We start from the raw sequence: 15,644 nt of genomic DNA on the forward strand, positions 1-15,644 counted from the left end.
ATTGTAACATAGATAAATACCAGAGAAGAAATCAAAATTAGGAAAGCCTAGAAACCTATAGAAACAAATATGTATGTAAACATGCACACCCTGGAATTGCATCAGCTATCAAATAGCCCATAATAAAAAATTATTAAAATAAAATAACAAATCAAAATATAACCTCATCAAATATCTGGATATATAATAAGCATTATCTAATTATAAAAATAAACACCCGACTATAATATAGTCGGGTGTTTACTTCACACGCTCAAACAAGAATTAACGAGTTTCACGGTGAAGCGTGTATTTCTTCAGACGTGGGCAATATTTCTTCAGCTCAAGACGCTCCGGATGGTTCCGTTTGTTCTTGGTTGTAGTGTAGTTACGGTCGCCAGTCTCTGTGCATGCCATAGTAACGATAACGCGCATGTGAATTCACCTCACTTCATTGGTAATCAGAAATTATTCAACTATACTAATTTAACCTAATTACAATAAATGTTCAACTGAGATTTATTGGAACTGTATAGTCAGCTAATAATCCGTAAACATTAATTGAAATGCCTTATCCATTTTACCATATACTGAAACGAAATCCAAGCTATTTTTGCGAACATGTATTCACATTTTAGCGGATTAATTATTCCTTAATTCAGCTGTACAAAGCATATCAAAAGCCGCCAGGAGCTCTCTGGCGGCTTTGACATCATGATCCAATCTATTCAGCCCACAGCGGTAAAATCAGGTACAGGGACAAGTAGAGATAAGCTGCGAATTATAGCTGCTGCAAGCTGATACATTCAAATCAAAGCTTACTTTTTACGCGGAGCGATAACGTGGATCGGATGACCCATAACCAGCTCAGCTGCTTCCATAACGATCTCACCCAGTGTTGGATGCGCATGGATAGTCAGTGCCAGATCTTCCAATGTCGCGCCCATTTCGATAGCCAGGCCCATTTCAGCGATCATGTTGGAAGATTCCAGACCTACGATCTGGCTGCCCAGTACCACACCTGTTGCTTCGTCAGCTACGATTTTCACGAAGCCTTCTGTGTTGTTCAGGGAAGTTGCACGGCCGTTACCAGCGTAAGGGAATTTACCAGCGGATACTGTGTATCCTTTGGCTTTTGCTTCTGTTTCAGTCAGACCAACGCTTGCACATTCAGGATCAGTGAATGCTACAGCTGGTACACATTTGTAATCGATAACGGAAGGCATACCGGAAATAACTTCAGCTACCACTTTTGCTTCGTAGGAAGCTTTGTGTGCCAGAGCAGGACCTTCAACGATATCACCGATTGCGTAGATGTGCGGGATGTTAGTACGTCCCTGATGGTCGATTTTCACCAGACCACGATCTGTCAGTTCCAGATCAATCAGATCCAGACCCAGTTCGCCGTCAGTGTTTGGACGACGTCCAACAGTAACCAGCAGGTAATCTGCAGTTACTTCTTGCTCTTTGCCGTCTACAGTGAATTTCACTGTAACGTCGTTATCTGTTTGTGAAGCACTTTCCGCTTTTGCGTTCGTGAAGATTTCCGCACCGGATTTCTTCATGTTTTTCGCTACCAGGGAAGTCATATCTTTATCGAAGCCTGGCAGGATTGTATCCAGACCTTCAATGATTGTAATTTTAGTACCGAATTTAGCATACATTTGGCTCAGCTCGGCACCGATGTATCCACCACCAATAACGATCATGGATTTAGGGATTTCTGGCATGTTCAGTGCTTCTGTAGAAGACAGAATGCGACCGCCGAACGGGAATGCTTTCAGTTCGATTGGACGTGAACCGGTAGCAATGATGCAATTTTTGAAACGGTAACGTGGTGATTCATGATCATTGAACAGACGCGCTTCATTCTGGTTGATGAACATGCACTCGCCGTGGAATACTTCCACCTTGTTGCCTTTCAGCAGACCACTAACACCGCTTGTCATTTTCTTAACAACGCCGTTTTTGAATTCTTGAGTTTTGGCAAAGTCAACTTTAACATCGCCAACAGTTACGCCGAATCCTTCGCCGTGCTGTGCAGATTCAAAATGATGAGCTGCAGCGATCAGGGCTTTGGAAGGAATACAACCACGGTTCAGACACACGCCGCCGAGTTCGGATTTATCAACGATCAGGACTTTTTGTCCCAGCTGTGCAGCGCGGATGGCGGCTACATAGCCACCAGGTCCCGCACCAATTACCAACGTTTCAATATCGATAGAAGCATCTCCTACTACCATTGAATTACACCTCCATAGTTAACAGCTCAGGGTTACCAAGCAGTGATTTGATATGGTTCATAAAGTGTTGTGCTGTAGCGCCGTCGATGATACGGTGGTCAAAGCTCAGGGACAGTGCCATTACTGGTGCTGCTACCACTTCGCCATTTTTGATTACCGCTTTTTCACTGATACGTCCAGTACCCAGGATCGCAACTTCAGGGAAGTTGATGATAGGAGTGAAGAACATACCGCCTGCAGAACCGATGTTGGAGATCGAGATTGTGCTGCCTCTCATCTCATTTGCTGCCAGTTTGCCGTCGCGACCACGAACAGCCAGATCGTTGATTGTATCAGCGATCATGAAGATGCTCTTACGATCAGCGTCTTTAACAACTGGTACGATCAGACCGTTAGGTGTGTCTGTAGCGATACCGATGTCATAATGTTTTTTGTACACAATTTCTTCTGTTTTTTCGTCGATAGAAGCATTCAGAGCCGGGAATTGACGAGCCGCGGACACCAGTGCTTTTACGATGAATGGCAGATAAGTTACTTTTGTACCGCGTTTTTCGGCCAGTGGCTTCATGCGAGTACGGAAAGCTACCAGTTCAGTAACGTCAACTTCGTCCATGATCGTTACGTGTGGAGCAGTGTATGCGGATTTAACCATAGCGTTAGCGATAACTTTACGGATACCTTTGAATGGTACGCGCTCTTCGTCGCCGCCAGCGGATGCTGCGGAAGCTGTTGGTGCTGCTGCAGATGCAACTGGTGCTGCTGCTTTTTCGTCAGCTGCTGCCGCTTGAGTTGTACCGGAAGCTTGGCCTCCACCTTGTTTGAAGGATTCAACATCTTCACGAGTAACTTTGCCGTTGCTGCCGGAACCGGTCACTTGAGCCAGATCTACACCTTGCTCACGGGCAAATTTACGTACGCTTGGAGTTGCCAGTACATCTTTGTTAGGTGCTGCTGGTGTAGAAGCGTTAGTTGCCTGGCCATCTTTTGCATCGGCTGGGCTTGTAGCTGCAGGAGAAGAAGTAGTATCTACGTTTCCTTTAACAGCGTCAGTTTCCTGACCGCTCTTTTGCTCAGGAGCAGATTCTTCAGCTGGCTCTTCATCTTGATCAGGCAGTTCGCCTTCTGCTTCGATGATTGCTACTGTTTCGCCTACGTGGCAAACTTGACCATCTTTGGTCAGTACTTCTACTACTGTTCCGTCAACCGGACAAGGTACTTCAACTACTGCTTTATCATTTTGTACTTCCATGATAATGCTATCGTCTGTTACTTTGTCACCTGGTTTAATATGCATCTTGATGATTTCGCCTTCGTGCAAACCTTCACCAAGCTCTGGAAATTTATATACGAATCTTGCCACTTGCAAAACCTCCCTGATTAAAATTGTTGAATAAGACTTCAAATAGTCATGCCTTCAACAACGTTTGATAAGTATTTCTGTATTCACATATATCAAAGCCAAAAGGCGTCCGTAGAAAAGTATTTCCATTTCAACAGCACTCCCGGGTCGGCTGTTAAAAAATAGAACACTATCATGCAAACCGCCTCTTGAGCCTTGAGTGTTTAATTCATCACTTCATCATTTCCTATAAGAACAGGATCTTAGAAGTTCATTACTTTGTTAACTGCATCGATAACGCGTTGTGGTGTTGGCAGCCATGCATCCTCGATTTGAGCGAACGGATAGATTGTATCCGGAGGGCATACACGCAGTACTGGAGCTTCCAGATGCAGAATCGCTTTTTCGTTTATCTGAGCGATTACTTCTGCAGCTACACCAGCGCTCTTTTGAGCTTCCTGAACCATGATAACGCGGTTTGTTTTCTTAACGGAAGTTACGATTGTATCGATATCGATTGGGCTCAGTGTACGCAGGTCAATAATCTCTGCCATAATTCCTTGTTCTGCCAGCTGATCAGCAGCTTTGGTAGCTGTATGAACAGTCATGCCGTAACCAATAATAGTTACATCGGAACCTTCACGTACTACATTTGCTTTACCAATTTCTACAGTGTAAGCCTCTTCTGGTACTTCTGCACGGAATGCATGGTACAGGTTAAGATGCTCCATGAAGAATACTGGATCATTTTCACGAATAGCAGCGACCATCAGGCCTTTTGCGTCGTATGGGTTCGAAGGGATAACCACTTTGATACCCGGAGTTTGAGCCAGCAGACCGGACAGGTCGTCTGTATGCAGTTCAGCCGCTTTAACACCGCCACCGTAAGGTGTACGGAATACGATTGGTGCATTGTAGCGACCGCCGGAGCGGTAACGCAGACGCGCTGCCTGAATAGCCATTTGATCCAATGCTTCAAAGATAAAACCTACGAACTGGATTTCAGCGATTGGACGGAAGCCCTGGATACCCAGACCAAACGCCAGACCGCCAATTGCGGACTCGGCCAGTGGTGTATCGAATACACGTTCTTCGCCAAATTCTGCTTGCAGACCTTCTGTTGCACGGAATACACCGCCAACTTTACCTACGTCTTCACCAAAAATGAGCACGTTAGGGTCATTTTTCATCTCAACGCGGATTGCGTCGCGAATCGCTTCTTTCATATTCATTTGTGCCATTTGCTTCATTTCCTCCTTAAACATTTCACTGTTCATGTTCACGCATCAAGGATGTGCTGCGGTTATATAGTATTCAGAAACCTCTTATTTGAAATCTGCTTTTTGCTCTTCCAGATCATGAGGTGTTGTTTCGAACATGCTGTCGATCAGGCCAGTAACAGTCATTTTCTCTGTTTTCTCGGCTTTTTTGATCTCTTCGTTTACTTTTGCTTTGGCTTCTTCTCTTACACGCTCTGTATCTTCATCAGACCACAGACCTTTTTCAGCCAGGTATTTTGCAAGACGAGCAATAGGATCTTTCTCGCTCCAGATACCTTCTTCATCTTTGGTACGGTATTTGCTTGTGTCATCCGACATGGAGTGCGGACGGAAACGGTAAGTCAGAGCTTCGATCAGTGTAGCGCCTTCGCCATTGCGAGCACGCTCAGCAGCTTCACGAACTGCTGTGATAACAGCAAATACGTCCATACCGTCGATCTGTACACCTTTGATGCCAGCGGAAACTGCTTTGTGAGCGATGGACAGTGCAGCTGTTTGTTTTGCAAATGGAGTTGTAATGGCATAACCATTGTTTTGTACAAAGAAGATAACAGGCAGTTTGTAAGCTCCTGCGAAGTTCATGCCTTCATAGAAGTCACCTTCGGAAGAACCGCCATCACCTGTGTAGGCGATAACAACCTGTTTTTGTTTTTTCAGTTTGTATCCCATTGCCAGACCCATCGCATGCAAGATTTGTGCACCGATAATGATCTGTGGCATCAGAACGTTAACACCCTCAGGGATGCGTCCACCTTCTTGATGTCCACGGGAATACAGGAATGCTTGGTACAGTGGCAAGCCGTGCCATACCAGCTGAGGCATATCGCGGTAACCAGGACATACGAAATCTTCTTTGTCCAGCGCGTATACGCTACCAACCATAGTAGCTTCTTGTCCGGAAACCGGAGCATAGAAACCGAGACGTCCTTGACGGCCCAGGTTAACAGCACGGTCATCCCAAGTACGTGTAAATACCATACGGTACATAATTTCTTTCAATTGATCATCAGTCAGATCAGGTACTTTGTCAGGGTTGACAATTTTACCTTCTGGGGAGAGAACGGAAAGTGCTTCCACTTCTTCCGTGTAAACTTCATATGGAACCTTGCTCATTTTATTCACCTCAATAAAAAATTTGAATATCATGTTCCGCTGTTATAGAATTATTATACACCTGTTCTACTGAGTTCGTCAAAGCATACATTGAAATTAATGCAGCAATAGGATTATTGTATGTATAACAGGTTATTTAATTTGGTATAACAGTTGAACCATTTCAAAATAGAGTGTCTTAAAATCACACGACCTAATCTTAACCCATTGTTGGATTCATTGCAAAAATTCTAATGAAAAGGTGATCACTATGACAGATTCCCGTTACCTGAAAAGAACGATCCTGAAAGAGGAAATACAAAGCCGTCATCTCGGCGAATCCCGCACTTTACGCATCTATCTGCCACCTGGTTATAATGAACTGCTCAGCTATCCTGTTGTATATTGCCAGGATGGTGAAGAGTTTTTTAACTTTGGCCGAATCGCTACCTTTGCCAACGAGCTTATACTCGACGACAATATCGAACCTTTCATTATAGTAGGCGTAGAAGTCAATACCAAAATACGTACCCAGGAATATGCTCCTTTCGGCAATCGCTTTGAAGCATATACGACTTGTTTTGCCGAAGAAATTATTCCTTATGTGGAACAGAAGTATCCGGTACGCCGTACTGCGGATCAGCGCATTCTTGCAGGTGATTCTCTCGGAGGCAGTGTCTCCATGCATATCGCCCTGCTCTATCCAGAGATGTTCAGTCAGATCATCAGCCTGTCCGGTGCTTATTATGAAGAAAGCCGAACTATCATTGCTGCCGAGAAAGATCTGTCGGCACTCGACGTGTTCATGATCGTCGGTCTGCAGGAACGGGATTTCCAGAGCGATACCGGTATCTATGATTTTGTCGAGCTCAACCGTGCGACACGAGATTTGCTGCTTGAACGAGGCGCGACCGTCCGTTATGCTGAGAAAGACGGAAAACACCTGTGGGGATTCTGGCAAAAAGAACTTCCTGATGCGCTAAAATATTTCCTTCAGTAATCTGTCTCCATAATCTGTCATTACTTATTACATTAAAAAGAGAAGCTTCAAACGGATAAAGTCAATGTTTACGCTTACAATATGCGATATTCATTGCTTCTCTTTTCCTTTTACGGGAGATCTCATGTATTGAACTCCCAACGTCTATTGTATCGGTGCAGACAAAAATTGTGCAACTGAAATTTTTACGGTTCACCGCTTATAACGTAACATTAGAAGAAATTTATTCATTTATTGAGGAAAGAGGGAGATTTCATGGCTGCAAAACGAGCTCTTATCTTCTCAGGCGGTCTGTTACATCCTGATTTTTTGAATGAGATTCGTGAAGATGATCTGATTATTGGTGCTGATCGTGGCGCGCTATTTTTGATCGAACATGGTATTCGTCCACATCTGGCTATCGGTGATTTCGATTCACTGACCGATCATATGACTGAACTTCGCCGAATTGAAGAAAATTCCGATGAGATGGTTGTATTTGATCCGGTAGACAAGGATTTGTCTGATACGGAAGCAGCTTTTGAAGCAGCAATGGAGCGGCATATGGATGATATTCTTATTTTCGGTGCGGTAGGTACACGATTTGATCATACGCTGGCGAATGTACAGCTGTTAGTACGTGCATTGCAGCATCAGGTCCATTGTGCAATTCAGGATATGAATAATTACATATCGCTGACCTCCACTACGTCTGTTATTTCCAATATGGGTTATTCGTATGTGTCGCTGCTGCCCGTGACATCGGAAGTGACCGGTATTCATCTCAAAGGCTTTCAGTATCCGCTGGAAAATGCTACGCTCCGGATGGGACAGTCTCGCGGAGTGAGCAACCATCTTGCCGAGGAGCAGGGAACTGTCAGTATAGAAGGCGGATTATTGCTCATTATCCAGAGCCGGGATTAAAAAAATGACAACTATCCATTAAGTAGATAGTTGTCATTAGTAGGTTGAAAAATTACTATTAATCATCTATATATTTTCCAAAATCAAAAAAGCAATCCCCATGCCAATAGACTGGATAGCATGGGGATTGCTTTTATTTAGGGTTAACTTCAATAGATTATCCAAAATACCTGTGATACAGACTACGAGCTTCGGCAATATCTTTGGTGCCATGTACCATGACCCTGCCATCTTGAAACACGACCATTCGTCGTCCCTGATCCATTGTCATTGAAAGTAAAAATGGATTGACACTGACTTCATGCTGATCCAGCTTTTGCAGACGCTGGGCAGTCTGCTGCAAATCCAGCTTTTGACGTTGTGCGGGTCGAATCTGTACGGTATCTCTGCCACATAACACTTCGGATTTACTTTGTCCCTCATGGCTTAGGTGTGGATAGGTCGGATGAGATCCGCAGGATGGACAGTTTGGCTTACGGGCAGCATTCATTTTGATAGAGACCTGTTCATTTTTCCAGAGATCAAACGACAGCAGTGTGCCCCGCAATTGTTCCTGATTCCCACTAAGCAGCTTGATCGCTTCAGTCGTCTGGTGTGCTACAACCATCTGTACAGCAGGTGGAATAATTCCCGATGTATCACAGGTATCTCCTCCGAGCGGTGCAGATTCCATCAGACATTGCAGACAAGGTGTAACACCCGGCAGGATCGTAAAGGTAATTCCATAACTTCCTACGCAGCCGCCGTAGATCCAGGGAATACTGTACTTTTGCGACATATCATTGATCAGGAGGCGGGTCTCAAAATTATCGGTCGCATCCATGATCAAATCTACGCCTTTGGCAAGTTCTCCCAGTTCATCTGAAGTTACATCCGCGATATGCGCTTCAATTTGTACCGAGGAATTAATTTGCCTTAGCCGATCACGCGCAGCAATGGCTTTTGGTGTACGCTTCTCTGCGTCTTCTTCTGTAAACAGCTGCTGCCGCTGCAAGTTGCTCCATTCTACGTAATCCCGATCTGCAATAATCACTTTGCCTACACCGGCTCGTACCAGCGTCTCCGCTGAACTGGAACCGAGTGCTCCGGCGCCTATAATCAGAACCACAGACTGGGATAGCTGATTCTGACCTGTTTTACCAAGTGGCGCGAATAGCTCCTGTCTGGAATAGCGACGATGGGGATCCGGCTGCGTCCCGGCAGTTACCGTTGTCTGCTGTAAATGTTCTGCATGATCGGTATTTGGATTATGGTTATTCATAGATGTATCGCTGGTAGTTTCTTCTTGCGTATGTTCAAGACTCAAGTTGTAATCATCCCTTCTGCAGGGCTGCTTGCTACAGCATAATTGCGCAGCGGAATCATTCCCGCTTCCTTTCCCAGTCGTCCGGCTTCTACAGCCAGCTTCATGGCGAGCGCCATCTTGACCGGATCATCTGCCCCGGATACCGCACTATTGAGCAGAACAGCATCTGCTCCCAGTTCCATGGCATACGCTGCATCTTTAGGAGAACGGATTCCGGCGTCCACAATAACAGGTACCCGTGCATCACCGATAATCCATTCCAGCATAGCAGGATTGAGTATGCCCCGTCCGGAACCAATAGGAGAGGCGCCCGGCATAACGGCATGAACGCCTATTTGCTGCAGCCGCTTGGCCAGCATATAATCGTCGGAGATATAAGGTAATACAGTAAAACCTTCTGCCAGTAGAATTTCGCAGGCCTTCACGGTTTCCAGTGGATCAGGCAAAATCAGCTGGTCATCTCCGATCACTTCGACCTTTATCATATCACATAATCCGGATGCTCTGGCGAGTCTGGCAATACGTACTGCTTCCTCTGCTGTTCGTGCACCAGCTGTGTTGGGCAGCAATGTATATTTGGCCAAATCCAGCTGTTCCAGAAAATTGGGCTCATCCGGCTGATCCAGATTCAGTCTTCGTACCGCAAAGGTAAGTACCTCTGTTCCCGAAGCCTCCACTGCCTGCGTCTGTATTTGCAAATCACTGAATTTTCCTGTTCCAAGCAGCAATCTTGATGTAAATGAATGTTGTCCTATTGTTAACAAATCAGCCACCTCCTACAAAATGTACAATCTCCAGTGTATCTCCATCACCAATTACTGTTGTACCATGCTCTTCTTTTTGCAAAATCCGTTCATTCCATTCGACAATAACCCGCTTCCCCGTGAGTTGTAGTGATTCAAGCAGCTGTTCTATTGTCTGAACATCCGGCGCTACTGCACGGTTGGTTCCATTGATCATTAATTCCATACCGGTGTTCCTCCTTGTGTCTGTGCCTGTACTCCAAGCTGCTGAAGTGTCCGATCCGGGGAAAACCCTGCCGGAATTATAGAAGATTGACCCGAGACTACAGCATCAGCTATAATCCGCCCTGTTCCAGCAGATAGCAAAATCCCATTACGATAATGTCCACAAGCCATCCATAGACCCGGTATCGGAGTAAACTGTCCCAGATATGGAAGCTCGTCAGGTGTCCCTGGGCGCACTCCCGCCCAACATCGTACCAGTTCACCTTCGATAATAGACGGAATATACTGCCTTGCTTTGAACAGCAGCTCAGGGATAGCGCCTGCTTCTACCCACGTATCTGTCCGACCAGGCTTACTGGTTGCTCCTACCCATATCCGATTGCCCTGCTTTGGAATAATATAAATCTGATCTCCATAAATGGTATGATTCAGCCAACATGATGGTGTGCGAATCTCCAGCAGCTCTCCTTTGACAGGCAGAAAAGGAAGTCTATACCCTTCATTCTCTACAAGCCTGCCGCTTCCAATCCCGGAACTTAGAATAATCCGTTCCCCATACATTACTCCCTGGTCTGTCACTATGCCTGTCACCCTGCCATACTCACCATGTTCGCGCAATAGACGCGTCACTTCGTTCTGTCGATACAAAGCAGCTCCCAAATGTACAGCAGCCATAACCAATGCTTCATTCAGCAGGGAAGGTATAAGCTGCTGCTCTGCCGGATTGTAGAGCATACCTTGTTCTGCATGGATATGTGGCTCTTCCAGGGCTAACCGCTGTTTATCCCACCATTCCAGTGAAACACCGGATGAATAGTCATGATTCACCTTATCGATCTTATCTGCAGCACTCAGTAACCCATTCGTGTAATTTGTCTTCAGATCCCTCTTATCCATGGGCAGCAGAAAACCTTCACTTCGCAATCCGCAGTGTATGCCAGTCAGCTCATACAGCTGCTCTGTCAGTTCGTTATAAAGTGAACGGCTATACAATGCCAATTTGCGCAGATCATCATGTACAAAATGCTCTGACTCTGCTGCCAGCATACCTCCTGCCGCTCCTGAAGAACCAGAGGCTGGCTGATTTTTCTCAACCAGAGCAACCTTCATCCCTTTTACTGATAATTCATAAGCAATAGACGCCCCAATTACACCGGCTCCAACTACTATTGCATCGTAATGACCATTGCTTCTCATAACATCTCCTGCCTCCCTGATCCGTTCTTGCTGATACGAGAAGATTCAGCAGCAGATAATGCCGCTTTGTAGGCTGCCACCTGTTGTGCCGGATGCTCTGCTGCGAAGATCCCGGACATTACAGCTATCCCAGCTGCGCCTGCACTTATTAGTTCCTCTGCATGATGAGGTTGTATTCCTCCAATCGCAATAACAGGAATATCTACGGCCGCACATATTTGCTTCAGCTGCTCCAACCCTCGGGCAGCAACTCCGGGTTTGGATGCTGTCTCATAGATATGACCATAAAAAAGATAATCCATTCCTTCCCGTTCTGCCTGGACCGCTTGTGCGATACTGTGTACCGATCTACCCAACAGAAAAGAATTTCCTTGCCAATAATCTGTTGCGAAGTCCGGTTCTTCGGCAACTTCAGCACATTTTGGGCTTTGCCTGTCGGCACCGATATCAATCTTATAGCTTCCTAATGCGGTTTTTGTATTCTGCTTTTCCGGCTGAGATCGGAATTGACTAAGATTCTGGTGTTCAGGCAAATGAGCACCACCCAGCTGCAGTTCTGCAGCAAGCTCGATTCTGCTATTCAGTCGGATAGCAGCAGCAGGTATTCCTTCCTTACGCATGGCTTGCACTAGTTCGTACACCTGATCATCAGACCACTGCTTTTCCCGGATATGAATTGCCGTTACCTGAGTATAGATCTGTCTACTGAGTGAAAGTATTTTCTCCGCCGTCTGATTACCTGTACTCACTACATGCAGCTCCATTATGCACCTCCCGCATACCTTTACTCTTTATCTGTATCATTGAATAGCAGACACCCTGTTGGCCTTTCCACGATGTAAGCCCGGACGCACATACTGGATAATGCAAAATAAATGCAAAAAAACCACCATCCCGAAGGAAAGTGGTTGTTATAAACAATAACAGAGCGATCTTATATCGCTGCTTGCCGAAGTATAATCTGGTGTATTTATTATATCCCGATATGCACTCCATGATTATACAATTCAGGAGATGCTGCTCATCCAGCCAGCAATATACAGGGAATACATAGATCCCTTATATGTACAAATATATGCTGATTGCTGTACTACTATTTCTTCATACAGCCTATGCCAGATAAAATAGATATATCCATATTATCCAAAATTATTCTTCTACCACTTCCCTACGCTGGTATAATCCAGATCAGGTACAAAGGGTTCGGCAATCAGTTCTGCCATCTCAGCCATTACAGGCTCCCCCAGTGCATTGTCGCTATTCAATTTAAGCATATTTATCTTAGCAAAACTATTCTGATAAAGCAAACCCTATGTAGAAACAGGAAACTTAACCACTGATCCCGAAATGACGGAAACTCCACCCAACTGTTCGAGAATGGCTGCTGTGAGGAAAAAAGACTGCCTCAACAATTCTGCAGAATCGGTATTGCTAAGATCCAGAATCAAGCGATGACGCAGAAAAGAAATCAGTTTTTGTGTATTCCATGCATCCTGAAAATCCTGGTAGTAATTCAATCGATACACGTTTTGCTGGATTCCAAGTTGGCGAATAATGTTGGAATGGATAAGTAACGATTCCGGTTGGTATGCACTGATCACAGGAATCCATAACTTGGAACGCATTACCTCGGTATTAGCATAATCGTCATAAAATGCTTTTAAATGTATGATATCCTGTCCCAGATCAACAACAACCAGATCAGCTTCTGCGAGAAGTGGCATTTGCTTTATTCCCGATCCTGCATCCATCAGAATCAGATCATAATCTCGTCCCGCGGTACAAAACAGGAATTTCCAGAACGGGTCATTTGGCTGAATATCCCCTTCCTTATCCGTACCTATCAGTAGATCAAGTCGATCTCGAAACAGTGGAATCATATAATCAGATACATTGCTTCGGGTTAGAATACCTGACTTGTATAAATAACGCAGTCGATCTATTCCCGGAACCGGCTTTTTTTGAGCATAATTCATAAGGATATCGGTACTTAGCACACCTGCTTCAATACCGTGCTGACGACATTGATTATGGCAAAGCAGCAATCTCAAGCGGTACTGCACAGAAGCAGTAATTGCTGTAACTGCTGCATGAAAGGCGGTTCTACCATGTCCTCCATCCGGACTCCAGAACATTACGGTAGTCATTTTTCTGCTCCTTTTCTTTTTGTTAGCGAAGATTGAACCATAATTTGCGTTTCCTGACCGATGAAGACAGCTCTTCGCCAAATAGTTTTTTTAATATAGCAGCTGTTGCCGGCTGGTTATCGAATGGATCTGGATGCCAGGGAATACTGTATACCTGTTCTGTATGCAGCTCATGCTTCAACCGCTCTACTGCATCGCTTGGAGACAGAGGCAGGTAATAATGCCATTTGTCCTGGGGATATCTATGCAAATCTGCAGCCATTTTCAGCACATCCTGATAACGCCATTCAGCGCCTGATCCAACTACAATAGGGATATCTGCACGCAAAAATTCTTCCAGTCTGGCATTCTGCTGATAACGTCCCAGATCGAGAATAATAAACCTGTAGCTTCCACCCAGTAGACCGACTACTTCTGCTCTGGCAGACTCACGCCAGTAATCTACTCCTTCCAGCGTAAACTTCCGTTCCTCCAGCAGCATCTGCTGCTCTGCCATGCCATTTACGGCTACCTGCTGTATACGGGCAAACGCTCCGGGATGATCATTCATTTCTACAAGTGCAACCTTTTGCTGACTTCTCGCCAGATAATGGGCAATCGCCACCGCAGTGTGGGTAGTGCCTGTACCTGACGTAGATCCCATGACTGCAATAACCTGTGTTATCTTATTCCACCCACCAACGAGAGCACCCGATCTTCTATCCACTCGGTTAAAATACTCGTTTACGACCTGTCCCAGTGCCTGCCGAGTATCTGCAGCAGACTGATATCTTTCTGCAGGTTGATGATGCAGCAGCTTACGAATCACAGGAATCATAGCACGGGGTATATCATTTCTAATAAAGCTTTCGATACCAGGCATCCATTCGCTGTAATGCCCTCCTGTAGCCAAATACAAGATGAGGGCTCCCAGTCCATAGAGATCGGAACGATGATCGGTCTGTCCGCTTCCATACTGCTCGGGTGCCGCGAAGCCGATAGTACCCAGCTTTACGGTATCCTGACTTTCCTCTGGCTTGAAGATCCGTGCAATACCAAAATCGATAAGACGCATATCCATTCCCGAAGTGATCATTACATTGGATGGTTTCATATCACGAAATACAATCGGAGGTTCATGCTGATGCAAATATTCCAGCACATTGCAGAGCTGATCGGCACAACGCATAATAAATGCCGCATCCACTTCTGCAGGCTGCCTTTTGAATTTCTGTTCCAGTGTCTCTCCCTCAATATAATCCATAACCATATAGGTATAGCCATCAGGATCCTCTGTAATAAAATCAACAATTCGCGGCAAAAATGGATGGCTGAGCGCAGTAAGCATTTTGGCTTCTGCAGCCACTTCCCTGTATTGGGATGGCTGAGCCACACTTTCCTTCACTGCCCATTTTTTGCCGGGCAATCTCAGATCGTGCGCCAAATATACATGGCTCATACCTCCACTTCCCAGTTTGCCCTCGATACGATAGCGCTCCGCCAGTACCATTCCCTGATACAGCCGGGTTGGATGAATCATATAGAATAGCTCTCCTTTCTCTACACAACAAAAAAAGGAAAGCCTCCGTCTATCCAAACAGACTGATAATGTCTGTTCGAGAGACGGGATGCTTTCCCTATCCGTTGTGTATTTATATACCTGTATTATAGTAACTGTATCTGATTTTGTAAAGGATTACCGGAGTCTTCAGACTCTTCTCGAGTGTAACAAGATTATTTCTGTGCTGCAAAAGCTTCACGAGTACGCTGAATCTGATTCACATGGCCTTCCAGATGAGTGACACAGAGCTTTTCTAAAAGCTCGCGAGCCGTAATCTCTCCATCTACATTATGCTGACCTGTACGTTTCTGATCTTCTTCCGTAATGGTCTCAAGGACAGGAGCAAAAGCTTTGCGCATCGCCAGTAGTGCCTGCAGATGATGTTCCAGATCCAGTGAAGCATAACCAAGCCGCTGCGCCCAGCGATCCTGATCAAAAGCTACAATTACCGGATTATCTTCAGCCAGAATAGCTTTGAGACGGTGCTGCAGTACAATCTCCACATCATATAGATGAACAACGATCTCATGAATGCTCCATGATTCCGGAGCAGGCTTAAATTGCAATTCAGCCTCGGAATAGCAGCGTACCTGTTCTATAAAACGTTCCATATCCGGTAAATAACGATAGATTGCATTTTGCATAACGCA

General features: G+C 45.3%; 15 protein-coding genes and 1 riboswitch. Of the genes, 2 read left to right on the top strand and 13 right to left on the bottom strand.

Annotated elements, in window-relative coordinates; all coding sequences use genetic code 11:
• Window positions 1-264: 264 nt before the first annotated feature.
• From rpmG to pdhA, 5 genes are all read right to left on the bottom strand, one after another.
• The gene (gene rpmG, locus H065_RS27330) at window positions 265-414 is read right to left on the bottom strand and encodes a 50S ribosomal protein L33 (RefSeq protein WP_081604078.1); all 150 of its coding nucleotides are present in this window, start codon (window positions 412-414) and stop codon (window positions 265-267) included.
• Between the two features lie 383 nt (window positions 415-797).
• On the bottom strand, window positions 798-2,222 hold the full coding sequence (lpdA, locus tag H065_RS0107560) for a dihydrolipoyl dehydrogenase (protein ID WP_017812429.1): 1,425 nt from the start codon (window positions 2,220-2,222) through the stop codon (window positions 798-800).
• Between the two features lie 4 nt (window positions 2,223-2,226).
• Window positions 2,227-3,582 (bottom strand): dihydrolipoamide acetyltransferase family protein, encoded by a 1,356-nt coding sequence (locus tag H065_RS0107565; RefSeq protein WP_017812430.1) that lies wholly within the window; start codon window positions 3,580-3,582, stop codon window positions 2,227-2,229.
• A gap of 242 nt (window positions 3,583-3,824) precedes the next feature.
• On the bottom strand, window positions 3,825-4,802 hold the full coding sequence (locus H065_RS0107570) for an alpha-ketoacid dehydrogenase subunit beta (RefSeq protein ID WP_017812431.1): 978 nt from the start codon (window positions 4,800-4,802) through the stop codon (window positions 3,825-3,827).
• A gap of 84 nt (window positions 4,803-4,886) precedes the next feature.
• Window positions 4,887-5,954 carry a pyruvate dehydrogenase (acetyl-transferring) E1 component subunit alpha gene (gene pdhA, locus H065_RS0107575; protein WP_017812432.1) on the bottom strand — a complete coding sequence of 356 codons (1,068 nt, stop codon included), beginning with the start codon at window positions 5,952-5,954 and terminating at the stop codon, window positions 4,887-4,889.
• 250 nt (window positions 5,955-6,204) lie between these two features.
• On the opposite strand from pdhA, the gene H065_RS0107580 reads away from it, so the two are divergent.
• Both H065_RS0107580 and H065_RS0107585 read left to right on the top strand, forming a co-directional pair.
• Window positions 6,205-6,933, top strand: a complete 729-nt coding sequence (locus tag H065_RS0107580; protein WP_017812433.1) for an alpha/beta hydrolase — start codon at window positions 6,205-6,207, stop codon at window positions 6,931-6,933.
• A 255-nt stretch (window positions 6,934-7,188) separates the two neighbouring features.
• Window positions 7,189-7,836: a thiamine diphosphokinase gene (locus tag H065_RS0107585; protein WP_017812434.1), complete on the top strand. Its 648-nt coding sequence runs from the start codon at window positions 7,189-7,191 to the stop codon at window positions 7,834-7,836.
• Window positions 7,837-7,993: 157 nt separating this feature from the next.
• Here H065_RS0107585 and H065_RS0107590 read toward each other — a convergent pair whose 3' ends face one another.
• From H065_RS0107590 to H065_RS0107630, 8 genes are all read right to left on the bottom strand, one after another.
• Window positions 7,994-9,142 carry a MoeB/ThiF family adenylyltransferase gene (locus tag H065_RS0107590; RefSeq protein ID WP_017812435.1) on the bottom strand — a complete coding sequence of 383 codons (1,149 nt, stop codon included), beginning with the start codon at window positions 9,140-9,142 and terminating at the stop codon, window positions 7,994-7,996.
• Window positions 9,139-9,906: a thiazole synthase gene (locus H065_RS0107595; protein ID WP_017812436.1), complete on the bottom strand. Its 768-nt coding sequence runs from the start codon at window positions 9,904-9,906 to the stop codon at window positions 9,139-9,141. The genes H065_RS0107590 and H065_RS0107595 overlap by 4 nt, the downstream gene beginning before the upstream one ends.
• A 1-nt stretch (window position 9,907) precedes the next feature.
• On the bottom strand, window positions 9,908-10,111 hold the full coding sequence (gene thiS, locus H065_RS0107600) for a sulfur carrier protein ThiS (RefSeq protein WP_017812437.1): 204 nt from the start codon (window positions 10,109-10,111) through the stop codon (window positions 9,908-9,910).
• The gene (thiO, locus tag H065_RS0107605; RefSeq protein ID WP_017812438.1) at window positions 10,102-11,307 is read right to left on the bottom strand and encodes a glycine oxidase ThiO; all 1,206 of its coding nucleotides are present in this window, start codon (window positions 11,305-11,307) and stop codon (window positions 10,102-10,104) included. Before thiO ends, thiS begins: the two co-directional genes overlap by 10 nt.
• Window positions 11,304-12,071: a thiamine phosphate synthase gene (locus H065_RS26910; protein ID WP_017812439.1), complete on the bottom strand. Its 768-nt coding sequence runs from the start codon at window positions 12,069-12,071 to the stop codon at window positions 11,304-11,306. Before H065_RS26910 ends, thiO begins: the two co-directional genes overlap by 4 nt.
• Before the next feature lie 384 nt (window positions 12,072-12,455).
• Window positions 12,456-12,562, bottom strand: a riboswitch (TPP riboswitch).
• A gap of 55 nt (window positions 12,563-12,617) precedes the next feature.
• Window positions 12,618-13,454 carry a hypothetical protein gene (locus H065_RS0107620; protein WP_017812441.1) on the bottom strand — a complete coding sequence of 279 codons (837 nt, stop codon included), beginning with the start codon at window positions 13,452-13,454 and terminating at the stop codon, window positions 12,618-12,620.
• A 22-nt stretch (window positions 13,455-13,476) separates the two neighbouring features.
• Window positions 13,477-14,973 (bottom strand): serine/threonine protein kinase, encoded by a 1,497-nt coding sequence (locus tag H065_RS0107625; protein ID WP_017812442.1) that lies wholly within the window; start codon window positions 14,971-14,973, stop codon window positions 13,477-13,479.
• Window positions 14,974-15,167: 194 nt separating this feature from the next.
• Window positions 15,168-15,638, bottom strand: a complete 471-nt coding sequence (locus H065_RS0107630; protein ID WP_017812443.1) for a DinB family protein — start codon at window positions 15,636-15,638, stop codon at window positions 15,168-15,170.
• Between the last annotated feature and the right edge of the window lie 6 nt (window positions 15,639-15,644).

The sequence above is a fragment of the Paenibacillus shenyangensis genome (assembly GCF_000346635.1).
GTDB classification, from domain to species: domain Bacteria; phylum Bacillota; class Bacilli; order Paenibacillales; family Paenibacillaceae; genus Saccharibacillus; species Saccharibacillus dauci.

Bases quoted from the DNA above. Each gene is read 5' to 3' on its own strand.
- H065_RS0107585 (WP_017812434.1), top strand. From the start codon at position 7,189: ATGGCTGCAAAACGAGCTCTTATCTTCTCAGGCGGTCTGTTACATCCT.
- rpmG (WP_081604078.1), bottom strand. From the start codon at position 414: ATGCGCGTTATCGTTACTATGGCATGCACAGAGACTGGCGACCGTAAC.
- pdhA (WP_017812432.1), bottom strand. From the start codon at position 5,954: ATGAGCAAGGTTCCATATGAAGTTTACACGGAAGAAGTGGAAGCACTT.
- H065_RS26910 (WP_017812439.1), bottom strand. From the start codon at position 12,071: ATGGAGCTGCATGTAGTGAGTACAGGTAATCAGACGGCGGAGAAAATA.
- H065_RS0107580 (WP_017812433.1), top strand. From the start codon at position 6,205: ATGACAGATTCCCGTTACCTGAAAAGAACGATCCTGAAAGAGGAAATA.
- H065_RS0107630 (WP_017812443.1), bottom strand. From the start codon at position 15,638: ATGCAAAATGCAATCTATCGTTATTTACCGGATATGGAACGTTTTATA.
- thiS (WP_017812437.1), bottom strand. From the start codon at position 10,111: ATGGAATTAATGATCAATGGAACCAACCGTGCAGTAGCGCCGGATGTT.
- H065_RS0107625 (WP_017812442.1), bottom strand. From the start codon at position 14,973: ATGATTCATCCAACCCGGCTGTATCAGGGAATGGTACTGGCGGAGCGC.
- lpdA (WP_017812429.1), bottom strand. From the start codon at position 2,222: ATGGTAGTAGGAGATGCTTCTATCGATATTGAAACGTTGGTAATTGGT.
- thiO (WP_017812438.1), bottom strand. From the start codon at position 11,307: ATGAGAAGCAATGGTCATTACGATGCAATAGTAGTTGGAGCCGGTGTA.
- H065_RS0107570 (WP_017812431.1), bottom strand. From the start codon at position 4,802: ATGGCACAAATGAATATGAAAGAAGCGATTCGCGACGCAATCCGCGTT.
- H065_RS0107620 (WP_017812441.1), bottom strand. From the start codon at position 13,454: ATGACTACCGTAATGTTCTGGAGTCCGGATGGAGGACATGGTAGAACC.